The following is a 14,777-nucleotide window of genomic DNA, read 5'->3' as shown; positions in this document are numbered from 1 at the left end:
GTGCCGGTCCCGATCCTGCTGGTTGCGGGCTTTCTGGGGGCGGGCAAGACCACGGTCGTGAACCATCTGCTGGCGCATGCCGAGGGCCGGCGGATCGCTGCCGTGGTCAACGATTTCGGCGCGATCAATATCGACGCCGAGCTGATCGCCGGCGCCAGTGACGGCGTGGTGAGCCTGAGCAATGGCTGCATCTGCTGCACCCTGGAAGGTGATCTCATTCGCACGCTCGCCACGCTGCTGCGGCGTGATCCGCGCCCCGAGTTCATCGTGATCGAAACCAGCGGCGTGGCGGATCCCGCCGACGTCGTGCGCAATCTGATGGATCCGGTGATCTGGCGGGAAGCGCCGCTTGAGACCGTGCTGTGTGTGGTGGACGCAACGCAGCCTGCCGCTGGGCTCGACGATGGGCTGCTGCGATCGCAACTGCGGGCGGCCGATGTGGTGGCGTTGAGCAAGGTCGATCTGGCAAGCGCGGAGCAGCGTGCGCAGATGCGCGAGGCGGTCCGGGCGCACCGTCCTACGGCGGTGGTGGTCGATGCGATCAATGGCGAGGTGCCCGCGGCGCTGCTGTTTCCCGCCGACCTCGACCATGTGCCACCGCCGCGCGAGACGGAGCCGCGCCGGCCCGCGGTCGAGCGGTTCGAGACGCTGAGCTGGACCTCGGAACGGAAGGTAAGCCTGCCGCGACTGCAGCAGGCCATCGGCCGGCTGGCGCCGAAACTCGCGCGAGCGAAGGGATTGTTCGAGACGGTGGAGCAGCCCGGACGCTCGACGGTATTTCAGCTTGCCGGCGGACGGGCCACGCTCGCGGCCGGCGAGGCGCCGGCGCCGGATGTGCCGCGCACACGGATCGTGTTCATTGCCGAGATGGGCGTTCTGTCGCGCGCCGAGATCGATGCGATCATGCAAGGGTGCGTCGAGCCTGGATAACACATCAGGCGGGCGGATCGGTCGATCGGCGGATCACGATCGCCGCTTGAGGACGTAGCTATCCATGATCCAGCCGTGCCGCGCGCGCGCCTCGCGCCGCGTGGCGACAATGCGGGGACCGGCTTCGGCGAGCGCACCCGCGATGGTGATCTGGTCGGGCATGCCGAGATAGGCGCCCCACCAGATCTCCAGCCCCTTGGGATCAAGCGTCTGGAACGCTGCGCCGCCGTCGAGCATCACGACGACGGTATCCACGCCGGAGGGCCAGCCGCCGTCGCGCAGCCGCCGCCCGGTCGTGACCAGGAAGGGCTCGCCGATCTCGTTGAGCGGCAACGCATGCGCCGCGCACAGCGCCTGGATCGAGGTGATGCCCGGCACCACCTCGATCTTCGGTAACGGATCGAGCCGTTGCGCGATCCGCAGACTGGAATCATAGAGCGATGGATCGCCCCAGATCAGCAGCGCAACGTGTCCCTCGCGTCCGAGATGGTCGGCGATTTGCCGCGACCACGCTGCGGCGACGGCGTCATGCCAATCGTCCACGCCCTTGCGATAGTCTTCCTCGGCCGTGTCGCGCACCGGAAGGTCGAATTCCGCAACGCGCGTCCGGTCATTGGTCAGCACGTCGGCACAAATCGTCCGGCGCAAGTCGGCAAGATCGGATTTCGCGGCCCCCTTGCGCGGGATCAGAATCAGATCAGCGGCGTTGATGGCGCCGATTGCGGCGCGCGTGAGCTGGGCGGGGTCGCCGCAGCCGATGCCGATCAGGGAAAGCGTCAACATGACCGCATCACGCGTGATCGCCGGCCAGCGGACCGAACAAAATGACCGTCGCTGCAGTCGCCGGGCCCGCATTCGTGAGTTGCTCGGCGAGTTCTGCGATCGTGCTGCGGGCAAGCTGCTGGTCGGCACGGCCGAGCGACTCGCCGAACAGCGCGGGCGTGTCCGGCGAGAGACCGTGTGCGATCAGCTTCGCGGCCAGGGCCGGGAAGGTGCGTCGCCCCATGTAGACAACGGTCGTCGCTTCCGGGTCGGCCAGCGCCGCCAGGTTCAGGTTCGCCGGCAGCTCGCCGGTGACATCGGCTCCGGTCACGAACTGGACCCGGCGCGAGGTATGTCGTCGCGTCAAAGGGATGCCGGCCTGCGCGGCCGCGACGCAGGCGGAGGTGACGCCGGGGACGATCTCGTAGCCGATGCCGGCCGTGCGCAGCGCCTCGATCTCTTCTTCGAGCCGGCCGAAAATTCCCGCGTCGCCGGATTTCAGGCGCACCACGCGCGCGCCGGTGGCGGCGTAGTCGATCAACAGCCGGTTGAGATGCTGCTGATTGGTCGACCTTCGGCCGGCGCGCTTGCCGACTGCGACCAGATTGGCGCCGGACCGCGCGAGGTCGAGGATCGCACCCGACGCGAGATCGTCGTAGAGCACGACGTCGGCGTCGCGCAGGCGCGCAGCGCCTTTCACCGTCAGGAGTTCAGGATCGCCGGGGCCGGCCGAAACAAAGGAGACGAAACCGCTCACCGGTCCTCCGCGATCAGATGGAAGAATGTTCCCGTCGCGTGGCCGCGCCGCGAGCCGGTTTCCGCAACGATCGCCCCGGCCGCATCGCGGACCACCGCCAGGGGCGTGTCGGGCTGCGAGACGATCGTGGAATAGTGGAATTCGTGGCCGCGCAGGCGCGTGCCCGGGCGCTGCCCGGGCATCGGCGCGGCAAGCTCAGCGAGCCGATAGCCGAGATGCATGCGACGCTTGGCATAGCTCGTCTCCAGGCCGAGCAGTCCCGCCATCGCGTGGCGCGCGCCGTCGGCATCGGTCAGGGCATTGCCCAGCACCATATAGCCTCCGCATTCGCCATGCACGGGCCGCGTCTCGGCAAAGGACCGCAGGCTTCCGAGAAAGCGCGTGTTGGCGGCGATCTTGCCGGCGTGCAGTTCGGGATAGCCGCCCGGCAACCAGCATACGTCGGCACTCGCATCGGGGCCGTCGTCGGCCAGCGGCGAGAACATCACAATCTCGGCGCCGGCCTGGCGCCAGGCTTCCAGCATGTGCGGATAGATGAAGGAGAATGCGGCGTCGCGCGCCAGGGCAATGCGCTGTCCGGGCGGATTGATTTCGAACCCTCTCGTTGCTGACGGCGGCGACCAGTCGCGGGCCGATTGCAGCACGGCATCCAGATCGACACGCTCGGCGACGAAGCGCGCCGCCTCCTCGATCAAGCCATCGACCTGCGCTTGCTCCTCGGCCTGCACCAGGCCCAGATGCCGCTTCGGCAGGGTGATCTCGGCGTGGCGGGGCAGCGCCCCGAACACGGGAATGCCGGCGCTCGCCATCGCGTGGCGCACCAGGTCTTCGTGCCGCGGGCTCGCGACGCGATTGAGTACCACGCCGGCAAGCGTCACGCCGGCGCGGAAGTCGCGCATTCCGGCCGCAACCGCCGCCGCCGTCTGGGCCTGGCCGGAGGGGTCGATCACCAGCAAGACTGGCCACCCGGTCATTTCAGCGACGTCGGCGGTGGTCCCGGTGCCGGAGGCACCACGCACGGCGACGCCGTCGAACAGGCCCATGGAGCCTTCGGTCAACACGAGATCGGCGTCCGCGCCACGGCTTGCGAGATGCCGGATCGCATCACTCGGCATGGCCCAGCTATCGACATTGACGGAGACGCGCCCCGTAGCGACCGCGTGAAAGGCGGGATCGATATAGTCGGGCCCGCTCTTGAGACATTGCACCTTCAGCCCGCGATTCCGATAGGCGCGCGCCAGCGCCAGCGTCAGCGTCGTCTTGCCGACGCTGGATGCTGGCGCGGAGATGACAAGCCCGGCGGCCATCACGGTGCCTCGGGAAAGCGCGGCGCCGGACCGAGCGGCCGGTAACGGCGGTCATAGTCGGCGGCGTAAAGCCGGCTCTCGGCGAACTCTTCCGCGCCCAGCGTTCTGCCGACCAGGATGAGCGCGGTTCGCTCGAGCTCGGGACCGACGGTGGCATCGAGCGTACCCAGTGTCGCGCGCACGATCCGTTGGTCCGGCCAGCTCGCGCGCCACACGATTGCAACCGGGCAGTCCGCGCCGTAGTGCGGCGTGAGCTCGGCGATGACTTTGTCGAGCAGATGGATCGAGAGATGGATAGCGAGCACCGCACCGGTCGCGGCAAAGGCCGCGAGCTTTTCACCCTCCGGCATCGCGCTGGCCCGGCCGGGCGTGCGCGTCAGCACCACGGATTGAGCAAGGCCGGGCAGTGTGAGCTCGGTCTCGAGCGCGGCCGCCGCGGCGGAGAAGGCCGGCACGCCCGGCGTGATCGAGTAGGGAATCTGCAGCGCGCGCAGCCGGCGCAGTTGCTCGCCCATCGCCGACCAGATCGAGAGGTCGCCGGAATGCAGCCGCGCGACATCCTTGCCGTCGGCGTGCGCGGCAGCGATCTCCGCGATGATGTCGTCGAGCGACAGCGGCGCGGTGTTGACGATGCGCGCATTCGGCGGGCAATGCGCCAGCACGCCTTTGGGAACCAGCGAGCCGGCATAGAGGCACACCGGGCAGGAGGCAATGAGATCGCGTCCCCGCAGGGTCAGCAGATCGGCCGCGCCCGGTCCTGCGCCGATGAAATGCACCGTCATTCGCCGTCTCCTTCCGCGATCGCCGCGGTCGCCATCCGGTCCTGTGAAAGGGCCCGGGTGGAAATCAGGTGTGCTCCTCGCCCTGCAGCGGCGATCGCCACAGCTTCCGCGACGGATCCCGTGCCGAACTTTTCCTTGATGAGATCGGACTGTGTCGTCGTCACGATCTCGGCCAGCATATCTGCGGGAACGCTTCTGATCGGCAGCCCCAATTCATGCGCCAGCGATTTCAGCGCAAGCGCGTCGGCCTTGTCGCTCACCGTGGCGACGGCTGCAAGGCCTTCGGGGCCGCCGGCCGCGCGGAGTGCTTCGCGCAGCGAGGCGAGCGTGGTATCGCGCCTGAATCCGAGTCCTGCGACCTTCATTTGACCGCGCTCCATTGCACGATCGGACGGGCGGCTTTCCAGGAACGGTACTTGCCGAGCGGGTCTGCATGGGCGATTTCGACCCGCATCAACTCGCCGCCATGGCGTTGATGCAGATCGGCAAGCAGGGCTTCGGTCTCCAGGGTCACGGCATGCGCAACCAGCCGGGTTCCAGGCGCGATGTGCGACCACACGGCATCGAACATCGCGGCATCGAGGCCGCCGCCGATGAAGACGGCGTGCGGCGTCGCGAGGCTCGCCAGGACTCCAGGCGCTGCACCCTCAATCACGGTGATCCGGTGCGTCATTCCAAAGCTTGCGGCATTGCTGCGAATGTTGTCAGCGCGATCGCTGCGCGTTTCGACGGCGATCGCCGTGCCGCCGCTGAGCGCCCATTCGATCGAGATCGAGCCGGAGCCGGCGCCGATGTCCCACAATCTCTCGCCGCGCCGTGGTGCAAGCGCCGACAGCGCAAGCGCGCGGATCGGCCGCTTGGTGAGCTGCCCTTCATGCACGAAAAGTGTGTCCGGAAGACCCGAGCTACGCGCGATGCCATGCGATCCCACCGCCTCCAGCGCGACTGCGACCAACCGCTCATCCGGATCGGCGGCACAATCGTCCGTGCGATGGTGCGTGACACATTCACGCGGACCGCCCAGCGCGGACAAGCGCCACATCGGCGATGCTCCCCAACCGCGTTCGGAGAGCCAGCGCGCAAGGTCGCCCGCCGCCTTGCCGTCACGCACCAGGCAGATGATCCGCGCGCCGCGCGCCAGATGCGGCAACAGCCGTTCGAACGGCGCGGCGTGAAGGCCGACGCAAACGATGTTCTCGAGCCGCCAACCCAGACGCGCCGCCGCAAGCGAGAACGTCGACGGCGCGGAATGCGCGACCCATTCGCCGGCCTCGAGCTTCTCGGTCAGACTGCTGCCGACGCCATGCCAGAACGGATCGCCGGAGGCGAGCACCGCGGTCGGACGGCCGCGGCAGCTCAGCACGACCTTCGCATCGAACGGGACGGGCCACACACGGCCGCGCTCGGTGATCCCGGCCAGAGCAAGATGCCGTTCGCCGCCGAACACCGTCTCGGCCTCGCGAAGCGCCTTTCGGCTTGCCTCGGAGAGGCCGGCGAGGCCATCTTCGCCGATGCCGATGATGGTCAACCAGGGATTACCCATGATGCGCGCCCTGATTCTGGGCGGAACCGCCGACGCCAATCTGCTCGCCGAGACCATCGCGCAAGCAGGGCTTGAGGCGGTCTACTCCTATGGCGGCCGCACCCGCGCGCCCGCCGGCCAGAAGCTGCCGACCCGGATCGGCGGCTTCGGCGGCGTCACAGGTCTTTCGGACTATCTTCGCCGCGAGGGCATTACCCATGTGATCGACGCGACCCATCCCTTCGCGGCCGAGATGAGCGGCAATGCTGTTATGGCCTGCGCGGAAACCGGCACGCCGCTGCTCGCACTCGAGCGCGCGCCTTGGGTCAGGACGGCCGGCGACAACTGGATCGAGGTCGCGGACATCACCTCCGCCGTCGCGGCCCTGCCGGAGCGCCGCGTCCGCGTATTCCTTGCCATCGGCCGCCAGCACATCGCGCCTTTCGGTGCGAGGCCGCAGCATGCCTATACGTTGCGGTTCGTCGATCCTCCCGAGGGCGCGCTGCCATTGCCCGATGCCGACGTCATCGTGTCGCGCGGACCGTTCACGATTGACGATGAATTCGAGACGCTGCGCTCGCGCGCCATCGAATGGATCGTCGCCCGCAATTCCGGCGGGGCGGGTGCGCGCGCCAAGATCGATGCTGCCCGCGTGCTCGGCCTCCCCGTGATCATGCTCGCGCGGCCGCAACTGCCCGACAGACCAAGGGTGGAAAGCATCGCCGAGGTGATGGAATGGCTCGGTCATCGCGCATGCCTCGGCGCATAGACCCAGCAGCCGACGCGGCGCGTCGCTGAATTGCCGACGATCACCAGCGTCCGCATGTCGGCCATCTCGGGCCTCGCCTCATCCAACCTGACCGTTTCGATCCGCTGCTCGGGCGTGCTCACCGCCCGCGCGAACACCACGATACGCTCGCCGCAACCGGCTTCGCGTAAAATCTCGAGTGCGCGGCCAAAGCCATCAGGCCGGCTTGCCGAGCGTGGATTGTACATCGCGATCGCGAAATCGGCTTCGGCGGCGAGTCGCAGGCGCTGCTCGATCACAGGCCATGGCTTCAGATTGTCGGACAGGTTGATTGCGCAAAAATCATGACCCAGCGGCGCACCGGCGCTCGCCGCCGCCGCGAGCATGGCTGTGACACCGGGCAGAACCCGAATCGGCAGGTCGCGCCAGTGCGGAGACGCCTCGAGTGCCTCGAACACGGCGGACGCCATCGCAAACACACCAGGATCGCCCGAGGACACCACGACGACATGGCGTCCTTCGGATGCGAGCCGCAGCGCTTCGGCGGCGCGCTGCAACTCCACGCGGTTGTCGGAGGGATGCAGTGTCAGCCCGTCGCGTGGGCGCACGCGCGTGACGTAGGGCGCGTAACCGACGATGTCGGTTGCGGCCGCCAGCGCCGCGGAGACTTCCGGCGTGATCAACGCCTCGTCGCCCGGTCCCAGTCCCGCGATGGTCAAGGTTCCGGTCATTCCACTGATCCCCCGCGCCGGCCCTGCCCGTGCACCAGCACGATCGCGAAATATGGGCAGTCGGCCGCGTCGACATCCACGAGTCGCGCGACGCGTTGATTCGGCATGGTGCCGCGTTCGACCAGCCATGCCTCGTTGAGGCGGCCGGTGGATGCCAGCGCCCGGCGAACCTTCGTCAGGTTGCGTCCGGTCTTCATGATGACCAGCGCGTCGGAATTGCGCATCCGTTGCTCGAGCTCCGCCTCCGGCAGCGTGCCCATGAGGACGGTCGTGACGTCGTCGCCGAGCGCGATCGGCCGGCCGACGGCATTCCAGCAGCCCGCCATGCCGGGAATGCCGGCGATCACCTCGATCTCGACGCGGCCTTGCAAGCGCGAATGCAGGTGCATGAACGAGCCGTAGAAATAGGGATCGCCTTCGCAGAGCACGACGATATCGACCGCGCGCGCCAGCCGCGCCAGGCGCTCCGTCCATTCGTCATAGAAGGACGCGAGCAGGCGGGCATAGTCGGGACTGTCGAAAGCAATCTCCGTGGTGACCGGATATTCCATCGGATATTCGCAGACATCAGCGGCGAGCAGCCCTTCGACGATGCGGCGGGCCTGGCCGGGATGGCCCTTCTTGCGGAAATAGGCGACGTGCCTTGCCGCACGCACGGTGCGGTCGGCACGTACGCTCATCAGGTCCGGATCGCCTGGCCCGAGGCCGCAGCAGATGATGCGCCCCATGGCTATTCGCTCCGGCTCGCCAGCGCGTTGATCGCTGCGACAGTGATCGCCGAACCGCCAAGGCGCCCCTCGACCGTCAGCGCCGGTGCGGGTGGATCGGCCATCAACGCCGCCTTGGATTCGGCGGCGCCGACAAAGCCGACCGGGCAGCCGATGATCGCCGCCGGCCTCGGACAATTCTGGTGCTCCAGCATGTTGAGCAGATGAAACAGGGCGGTCGGCGCATTGCCGATGGCGACGATGGCGCCGGCGAGATGCGGCCGCCACAACTCGACCGCTGCCGCGGAGCGCGTGTTGCGCATCGATTGCGCGAGCGCGGGAACGGCGGCGTCGCCGAGCGTGCAGATCACGGCGTTGCCGGCCGGCAGGCGTGCACGCGTAATCCCCTCCGATACCATGCGCGCGTCGCAGAGGATCGGCGCGCCGCCTTGCAGGGCGGCGCGTGCGGCAGTGGCCATGCCGGGCGTGAAACGGATATGCACTTCGAGCCCCACCATGCCGGCGGCATGGATCATGCGCACGACCACCGGCTCCTCGTCGGGCGTGAAGCCGGCGAGGTCGGCCTCGGACCGGATGGTGGCGAAGGATTGCCGATAGATCGCGGCGCCATCGGTTTCATAGCTATACGGCATCAACGGTCCCTCACCAGCAAGGCGGGATCTGCGACGATGCTCGCGCCGCTCAGTCCGTGCATTACAGGCAGATCTCGCGTCGAGCCGTTTCGAACGAGGTCAAAACCCTCGCGTGTTGCAACGAGCGTGATCGTGGCCGGTCCGGCATGCGCGCAGCCCTTGGTGCAGCCGGAGACGTGCAGCCGGGCATCGGCCGGAACGTGCGGTGCAAGCACGGATGCCAGCGCGCGAGTATCGGCATGCGCCTCACGGCAGCGTGGCGCACCGCTGCAGGCGATCGCACGCAGCGCTGGATCGTCGGCCCGCGTGATGAGGTCGGTATCGTGCGGCATCTCGCGCATCCCTTCCGCTAGCAGCATCCGCCACGGCGTCAGGCGAAGGGCTTGCGCGCCGGCGGCGAGGCGGCGCAGCGTTCCGTGCGGCACTTGACCGAAGGCAAACCCAACCATCGCGTCTCGTGCATAAAGACCGGGACGCGGACCGGCCGCGCGAGGCGCCGGTTCGGCATCGCCGCGAAGCGTATCGGGCAGGCGCGCGCCGGCGGCGAGATGGGCCGCCATCCGCCGCCTGTCGCCGTCGGCGCCGCCGGAGGCGACGAACCATTCGGCCAGCGCGAGCGCGACCTGGACGGCCTCGCTTCGTGTGACGTAACGGCCGAACTTTTCGCCATCGGCGCGCACCAGCAGCCTGCCGTCGGCGTCGCGCTCGATCCGGACGTCAGCAGACGCGCCGGCCAGCACCCGCTCGCGGCCATCGTCGATCGCAAAGCCAAACTTGGTCGGAAGCTCGAGCGAAGCGCCGGCAAGAGTGAGTTCGAGTTCGGCCACGAGCGCGCAAGTCTCATCGCCTCCAGTCCAGAACGGCGTTACCAGAACGTTGCGCCGCGCTTCGGTCTCAGGATCAGGGTCGAGCAATCCGAGCCGCGTGAGCCCATCGAGCAAGGGGAGATGGCCGCAATCTTCGACGCCGCGGATCTGAAGGTTGGCGCGGCTGGTCAGATCGATCAGGCCGTTGCCGTACTGCCCAGCCAGGTCGGCGATCCCCGCTGCCTGCGCCCCGTCCAGCCGTCCGCCACGCGGGCGAATGCGCACCACGAGCCCGTCGCCCGACTGCATCGGCCGCAGCGCGCCGGGACACCAGCCCTTGATCGCGACGGCGCTCATGACGCCTCCCGCAGCGCGGCTGCGATCGAGTTGCGACGTGTCTTCCAGAGCGAAGCCTCATGCAAGCGGGTGAAGCACGTTTCCATCGCCGTCAGCGCTGCCGGATTCTCGCGCGCCATGAATGCGCGAACGTCGCCGTTGCCGAGTGTCGCATCATAGTAGAGATCGAACAGATGTGGCGGCACCACGCCGGCAAGATGGGCAAAGGCCGCCATGTGTTCGAGCGTCGCGGTGATCTCGGCCGCGCCGCGAAAGCCATGCCGCATCATGCCCGCGATCCAGGCTGGATTAGCGGCGCGCGCACGCACCACCCGCGATATCTCCTCGGTCAGCAGGCGGGCATGCGGTTGATCCGGCCGCGTCGCATCGAGGTGATAGAGCGAGGGGGCCTTCGCGCCGAGGCGCTCGGCCGCCGCGGCGACACCGGCCTCATGCGCGGCATAGTCCGCTGCCAGCAGCAGGTCGGTCTCCGGGAGATCCTGGGTATGAACGAAGGCATCGGCTGCAGCGAGCCGGGCCTCGATGCCGGCGCGGTCGGAGCGCATCTCGCCGTCGGACGCAAATGACCAGGATGACGCCGACAGCCAGGCCTCGCCGGCCGTGTCGCGCGATTCTGGTGTGAAGACATCCGGTGTCGCGCCGGTGCCAACACCATATCGTCCGGGACGTGGCCCGAACACGCGCGAGACGCGCTGCGTATACGGATTTTCGTCGCCTTCCTCGCTGCGTTCCGACAGCGCCCCGGCCGCGGCCTCGAACAGTTGGGCAAGGCCTGAGAAGACGTCGCGGAACAGCCCCGACACGCGCAACGTGACGTCGATGCGCGGGCGGCCCAGTTCTGCCGGTGCGATGATGTCGTAGCCCGTCACCCGGCCCGAGCCGTGATCCCAGCGCGGCGCGATACCTGCGAGATGCAGTGCCATCGCAAAATCCTCGCCGGCGGTACGCATGGTCGACGATCCCCAGAGGTCGACGACGAGCCCTTTCGGCCAGTCGCCGTGGTCCTGCAGGTGACGGCGCAGCAGCTCCTCGGCAAGCTTGACGCCTTGCGCATGTGCCGACGGCGTGGGCACCGCGCGCGGGTCGACGGCAAACACATTGCGTCCGGTCGGCAGCACGTCGCGGCGCCCGCGATAGGGCGAGCCCGAAGGTCCCGGCGCAACGTGGCGGCCGGAGAGCGCATCGCGCAGCGCACGCTTCTCCGCCTCGCCGCACGCGCCCTGGCCGAACACATGCAGGCCGTCGCCGAACTGGCTTTCCTTGAGATCGCAGACGAAGCGATCGATCTGTGGAATGGCTTCGCCCGCCGAGACCGATGTGGCGAGACCGAGATCGTCCTCCAGCCCGGCGAGCCGCGCCTCCTCGCGGATATCAGCAATCAAGCGCCGGCGCCGCGCCGGATCGAGGCCGTCGGCGGTCGAATATTCATCAAGCAGCCGTTCGAGCCGGCGCATGCCCTCCGGCAATGTGGCGTTCGTGAGCGGCGGCGGCAGGTGGCCGACCGTGACGGCGCCGATCCTCCGCTTGGCCTGTGCGGCCTCGCCGGGATCGTTGACGATGAACGGATAGATTACCGGCAGGTCTCCGATCAACGCCTCCGGCCAGCAGCAAGGCGACAGCGCGACCGATTTGCCCGGCAGCCATTCGAGCGTACCATGCGCACCCATGTGCACGATGGCGTCGATGCCTTGCTGTCTGAGCCAGAGATAGAACGCGACATAGGCGTGGCGAGGCGTGCGCGAGAGATCGTGATAGTTGGCGTCGCGCTGGCGCACATCGCCGCGCTCCGGCTGAACGGCAATGACGGACTTGCCGCATTGTATTGCGGCGAAGTGAAATTCGCCGTTGCGGCAATCTGGATCGTCCTCCGGCGCGCCCCAGGCACTCGCGAGATCGTCCTGAAGCTGCCGTGGAAGGCGGGACAGCGCCGCGCAATAGTCGTGGACGCTCCACGTCAATTTCTGCCGCAACAGAACGTCGCCGAGCGGCCCCACGGTCGCGGTGTCGAAGCCGGCGGCTGCGAGATCGGACAGCAGCACATCAACCGAGGCGAGGGCATCGAGCCCGACCGCATGCGCGATCTGATGGGGGCGGCCGGGATAGTTCGAGAGCACGAGTGCGAGCCGCTTCTCGCGCGCCGGCTTGGTCGCGAGCCTGTGCCAAGCGGCGACGCGTAAGGCAACCGCCGCGACACGCTCCTCGTCCGGCCGGTGCGCGAGACGGGCGAATTGCAGGTCGGGATCGCGCTCGCCGGGCGACTTGAAGCTCACGACGCCCGCAAACAGACGACCGTCGACCTCCGGCAACACCACGTGCATCGCCAGATCGCCGGGAGAAAGACCGCGAAGCGACTCGGCCCAATCATCGCGCCGCGCTGTCGACAACGCGACCTGGAACACCGGGCAGCATGCGAGTTCGAACGGCGTCGTGCCGTCGTCGCCGATTGCGGAAAAGGCGGTCGCATTGACGATAGCGGCGGGAGGACAATGCGCGAACTGGGTGCGCATCCAATCGGCGACGCCCGCTGCCTTCAGCGAGGTGACGAACACGCCGTATGCATCAAAGCCCTTCTGCCGCAACGCCGTGATCAGCGCGTCGACCGGCGCCGTGTCGCCGGCTGCGAGATAGGAACGATAGAAGGTCACCAGCGCCCGTGGCCGGTGATCTGGTGACGGCGGCGCCGTGACGGCGCCGAGCCCGGGATCGTAGAAGCCGAACTTCGGAAGGTCGATCTCGCCGACGACCGGTCCGGCATACAGTCCCGACGCCAGCGCGAGCTGGGCGATCACGGCCTGCGCCGCGACGGGGCCGCCCTTGTCGCAGAGCACCTTGAGCCTGCGTAGCGTCGAGACCGGCAGGGTGGAGAATTCATCCAGCCGCGGGTCATCGCGACCGTCCGCCGGCAGCACCGCAAGCGCGATGTTGCGCTCCTTCGCCAGGCGATGCAGCGCGGCCAGCCCATATGACCAATAGGGTTCGCCACCGATCAGACGCACCAGGATGCCGCGCGCCTGCGACAAGGTCCGTTCGATGTAGGTGTCGACCGACAGCGGATGGCGCAGGTCGGCCAGATTCGCGAGCCGTAGAGACGGCAGCGATCCGCGGTCGCGCCGCCAGCCGGAAGCAAACGCAGAAAGATCGCTGTCGGAGAACGAGAGCACCACAAGTTCGGCCGGATCCTGGCCGAGGTCCCTTGGTGTCACGGTCTCCTCGAGACCGCGGCCCTCGCGGAAGACGATGTGCATCAGACACCAAGTCGCGCCTTGATGGCGGCCTCATCGATGTCGCCGTGTTCGCCGATCACGACGAGCTTCGACTGCCTCGGCCGCGCGCCCCAGGGCATGTCGAACTGATGTCGCACCCGCTCGCCGACAGATTGCACCAGCAGGCGCATCGGCTTGCCCTGGATCGCGATATAGCCCTTGGCGCGCAGCACATTCTGCTCGCGCGCCAGTCCCTTGATCGATGCAACCAGCGCATCGACGTCGGCGATTTCCGGAAGATCGATTACCACGGAGTTGAAATCGTTATGTTCGTGCTCGTCCTCACCGTCGTGGTGCGACGGACGCGCTGCGAGGTCGTCTTCGGCTGCGGCCGCGAGACCCAGGATCACGCGCGCGTCGACCGCGCCGTCGACGACCGGCTGCATCGGCACCTGCCGCGGCATTTCGGCCGCGATCGCGAGCTTCGCGGCCTCGAGGCCCTCAGCGCCGGCGAGGTCCGCCTTGGTCAGCAGCACGATGTCGGCGCAGGCGATCTGGTCCTCGAACACTTCCGACAGCGGCGTCTCGTGGTCGAGATTGTCGTCAGCGGCGCGCTGCGCGTCGACCGCGGCCGGGTCGGGGGCAAAGCGGCCGGCCGCAACGGCCTCCGCATCGGCCAGCGCGATCACGCCGTCGACCGTGATCCGCGAACGGATCTCCGGCCAATCGAACGCCTTCAGCAGCGGCTTCGGCAGCGCGAGCCCCGATGTCTCGATCACGATATGATCGGGTTTCACGCGCCGCGCCAGCAATTGCTCCATCGCTGGGACGAAATCGTCAGCGACGGTGCAGCAGATGCAGCCATTGGCGAGCTCGACGATGTTCTCGCTCGGACAATTGGCATCCGCGCAGGACTTCAATATCTCCCCGTCGACGCCTTCGCTGCCGAACTCGTTCACCAGCACCGCAAGCTTCTTGCCGTTGGCATTCCTGATCAGATGCTGGATCAGCGTCGTCTTGCCCGATCCGAGAAAGCCGGTGACGACGGTGACGGGCACCTTGGTGAGCGTGGTCATTCTGCAGCCTCTGGCACAACGGCGATGGGTGGAATGCGGGCGAGTGATTGCTTGCGAAAGATTTCCGGTCGGCTGCGCCACGGCACGATGCCGTCGGGTGCCGCCGCATAGGCGGAAGCACCGGCGACCACATCCGTCGCATTGGCTTCGGACAGGCGGCCATAGACATACGACCACCGTCCCGGCGCGCTGAGCGCGACCGAGCAGCCCTGGCTGCACGCCGACAGGCATTCGACCGGAACAAGATTGACGCCGTCAGGCACACCGGTATCGCGGATCGCGGCATGCAGCCGCGCACCGGGCGTGGCTTCGCCTTCCGCGACCGTCTGGCCGGCGCGGCAGGTGATGCAGACATGAAGTGTAACGCTCATCGCCCTTCCTGATTGACAGCGGGAGGCGATGAGGCAGACGAACCGTTCGATGGAAAGGTTCGTTC

The 14,777-nt window shown here is 67.8% G+C and carries 15 protein-coding genes; 2 read left to right on the top strand and 13 right to left on the bottom strand.

The window, feature by feature from the left end; translation table 11 throughout:
• Nucleotides 1-930, top strand: coding sequence for a CobW family GTP-binding protein (locus P6U25_RS33325; protein WP_407148971.1), 930 nt, complete (start codon nt 1-3; stop codon nt 928-930).
• Between the two features lie 33 nt (nt 931-963).
• Here P6U25_RS33325 and cobF read toward each other — a convergent pair whose 3' ends face one another.
• The 6 genes from cobF to cbiE are packed head-to-tail and all read right to left on the bottom strand — an operon-like array spanning nt 964 to nt 6,081.
• Nucleotides 964-1,713 carry a precorrin-6A synthase (deacetylating) gene (cobF, locus tag P6U25_RS33320; protein ID WP_407148970.1) on the bottom strand — a complete coding sequence of 250 codons (750 nt, stop codon included), beginning with the start codon at nt 1,711-1,713 and terminating at the stop codon, nt 964-966.
• A 7-nt stretch (nt 1,714-1,720) separates the two neighbouring features.
• Nucleotides 1,721-2,449, bottom strand: coding sequence for a uroporphyrinogen-III C-methyltransferase (gene cobA, locus P6U25_RS33315; RefSeq protein ID WP_407148969.1), 729 nt, complete (start codon nt 2,447-2,449; stop codon nt 1,721-1,723).
• Nucleotides 2,446-3,756 carry a cobyrinate a,c-diamide synthase gene (locus P6U25_RS33310; RefSeq protein ID WP_407148968.1) on the bottom strand — a complete coding sequence of 437 codons (1,311 nt, stop codon included), beginning with the start codon at nt 3,754-3,756 and terminating at the stop codon, nt 2,446-2,448. Before P6U25_RS33310 ends, cobA begins: the two co-directional genes overlap by 4 nt.
• A complete protein-coding gene (gene cobM, locus P6U25_RS33305) occupies nt 3,756-4,538 on the bottom strand; it encodes a precorrin-4 C(11)-methyltransferase (protein WP_407148967.1) in 783 nt (260 codons plus the stop codon). The genes P6U25_RS33310 and cobM overlap by 1 nt, the downstream gene beginning before the upstream one ends.
• Nucleotides 4,535-4,903: a cobalamin biosynthesis protein gene (locus tag P6U25_RS33300; RefSeq protein WP_407148966.1), complete on the bottom strand. Its 369-nt coding sequence runs from the start codon at nt 4,901-4,903 to the stop codon at nt 4,535-4,537. The genes cobM and P6U25_RS33300 overlap by 4 nt, the downstream gene beginning before the upstream one ends.
• Nucleotides 4,900-6,081, bottom strand: a complete 1,182-nt coding sequence (gene cbiE, locus P6U25_RS33295) for a precorrin-6y C5,15-methyltransferase (decarboxylating) subunit CbiE (RefSeq protein ID WP_407148965.1) — start codon at nt 6,079-6,081, stop codon at nt 4,900-4,902. Before cbiE ends, P6U25_RS33300 begins: the two co-directional genes overlap by 4 nt.
• Between cbiE and P6U25_RS33290 the strand changes: the two genes are divergently transcribed.
• A complete protein-coding gene (locus P6U25_RS33290; RefSeq protein ID WP_407148964.1) occupies nt 6,080-6,829 on the top strand; it encodes a cobalt-precorrin-6A reductase in 750 nt (249 codons plus the stop codon). The genes cbiE and P6U25_RS33290 overlap by 2 nt on opposite strands.
• Here the strand turns inward: P6U25_RS33290 and cobJ are convergent.
• Genes cobJ through P6U25_RS33255 form a run of 7 tightly spaced genes read right to left on the bottom strand, consistent with a single transcriptional unit; the run spans nt 6,805 to nt 14,712 of the window.
• On the bottom strand, nt 6,805-7,539 hold the full coding sequence (cobJ, locus tag P6U25_RS33285) for a precorrin-3B C(17)-methyltransferase (RefSeq protein ID WP_407148962.1): 735 nt from the start codon (nt 7,537-7,539) through the stop codon (nt 6,805-6,807). The genes P6U25_RS33290 and cobJ overlap by 25 nt on opposite strands.
• On the bottom strand, nt 7,536-8,267 hold the full coding sequence (locus P6U25_RS33280) for a precorrin-2 C(20)-methyltransferase (protein ID WP_407148961.1): 732 nt from the start codon (nt 8,265-8,267) through the stop codon (nt 7,536-7,538). Before P6U25_RS33280 ends, cobJ begins: the two co-directional genes overlap by 4 nt.
• A 2-nt stretch (nt 8,268-8,269) precedes the next feature.
• A complete protein-coding gene (locus P6U25_RS33275) occupies nt 8,270-8,899 on the bottom strand; it encodes a precorrin-8X methylmutase (RefSeq protein WP_407148960.1) in 630 nt (209 codons plus the stop codon).
• Complete coding sequence (gene cobG, locus P6U25_RS33270) at nt 8,899-10,062, bottom strand: precorrin-3B synthase (protein WP_407148959.1); 1,164 nt, start codon at nt 10,060-10,062, stop codon at nt 8,899-8,901. The genes P6U25_RS33275 and cobG overlap by 1 nt, the downstream gene beginning before the upstream one ends.
• A complete protein-coding gene (gene cobN / locus P6U25_RS33265; RefSeq protein ID WP_407148958.1) occupies nt 10,059-13,307 on the bottom strand; it encodes a cobaltochelatase subunit CobN in 3,249 nt (1,082 codons plus the stop codon). The genes cobG and cobN overlap by 4 nt, the downstream gene beginning before the upstream one ends.
• Nucleotides 13,307-14,341 (bottom strand): cobalamin biosynthesis protein CobW, encoded by a 1,035-nt coding sequence (gene cobW / locus P6U25_RS33260; RefSeq protein WP_407148956.1) that lies wholly within the window; start codon nt 14,339-14,341, stop codon nt 13,307-13,309. Before cobW ends, cobN begins: the two co-directional genes overlap by 1 nt.
• The gene (locus tag P6U25_RS33255; protein WP_407148955.1) at nt 14,338-14,712 is read right to left on the bottom strand and encodes a DUF1636 family protein; all 375 of its coding nucleotides are present in this window, start codon (nt 14,710-14,712) and stop codon (nt 14,338-14,340) included. Before P6U25_RS33255 ends, cobW begins: the two co-directional genes overlap by 4 nt.
• Nucleotides 14,713-14,777 lie beyond the last annotated feature (65 nt).

The sequence above is a fragment of the Bradyrhizobium sp. ORS 86 genome (assembly GCF_045571475.1).
Classification (GTDB): Bacteria; Pseudomonadota; Alphaproteobacteria; order Rhizobiales; family Xanthobacteraceae; genus Bradyrhizobium.
The sequence above is the reverse complement of the archived record's forward strand: the minus strand, read 5'-3'. Positions and strand labels throughout refer to the sequence as shown.

Excerpts from the sequence above, each read along its gene's own strand:
- P6U25_RS33255 (WP_407148955.1), bottom strand. The coding sequence starts at position 14,712 with ATGAGCGTTACACTTCATGTCTGCATCACCTGCCGCGCCGGCCAGACG.
- P6U25_RS33310 (WP_407148968.1), bottom strand. The coding sequence starts at position 3,756 with ATGGCCGCCGGGCTTGTCATCTCCGCGCCAGCATCCAGCGTCGGCAAG.
- cobM (WP_407148967.1), bottom strand. The coding sequence starts at position 4,538 with ATGACGGTGCATTTCATCGGCGCAGGACCGGGCGCGGCCGATCTGCTG.
- cobF (WP_407148970.1), bottom strand. The coding sequence starts at position 1,713 with ATGTTGACGCTTTCCCTGATCGGCATCGGCTGCGGCGACCCCGCCCAG.
- cobN (WP_407148958.1), bottom strand. The coding sequence starts at position 13,307 with ATGCACATCGTCTTCCGCGAGGGCCGCGGTCTCGAGGAGACCGTGACA.
- cobG (WP_407148959.1), bottom strand. The coding sequence starts at position 10,062 with ATGAGCGCCGTCGCGATCAAGGGCTGGTGTCCCGGCGCGCTGCGGCCG.
- cobJ (WP_407148962.1), bottom strand. The coding sequence starts at position 7,539 with ATGACCGGAACCTTGACCATCGCGGGACTGGGACCGGGCGACGAGGCG.
- P6U25_RS33290 (WP_407148964.1), top strand. The coding sequence starts at position 6,080 with ATGATGCGCGCCCTGATTCTGGGCGGAACCGCCGACGCCAATCTGCTC.
- P6U25_RS33280 (WP_407148961.1), bottom strand. The coding sequence starts at position 8,267 with ATGGGGCGCATCATCTGCTGCGGCCTCGGGCCAGGCGATCCGGACCTG.
- cobW (WP_407148956.1), bottom strand. The coding sequence starts at position 14,341 with ATGACCACGCTCACCAAGGTGCCCGTCACCGTCGTCACCGGCTTTCTC.
- P6U25_RS33300 (WP_407148966.1), bottom strand. The coding sequence starts at position 4,903 with ATGAAGGTCGCAGGACTCGGATTCAGGCGCGATACCACGCTCGCCTCG.
- P6U25_RS33275 (WP_407148960.1), bottom strand. The coding sequence starts at position 8,899 with ATGCCGTATAGCTATGAAACCGATGGCGCCGCGATCTATCGGCAATCC.
- cbiE (WP_407148965.1), bottom strand. The coding sequence starts at position 6,081 with ATGGGTAATCCCTGGTTGACCATCATCGGCATCGGCGAAGATGGCCTC.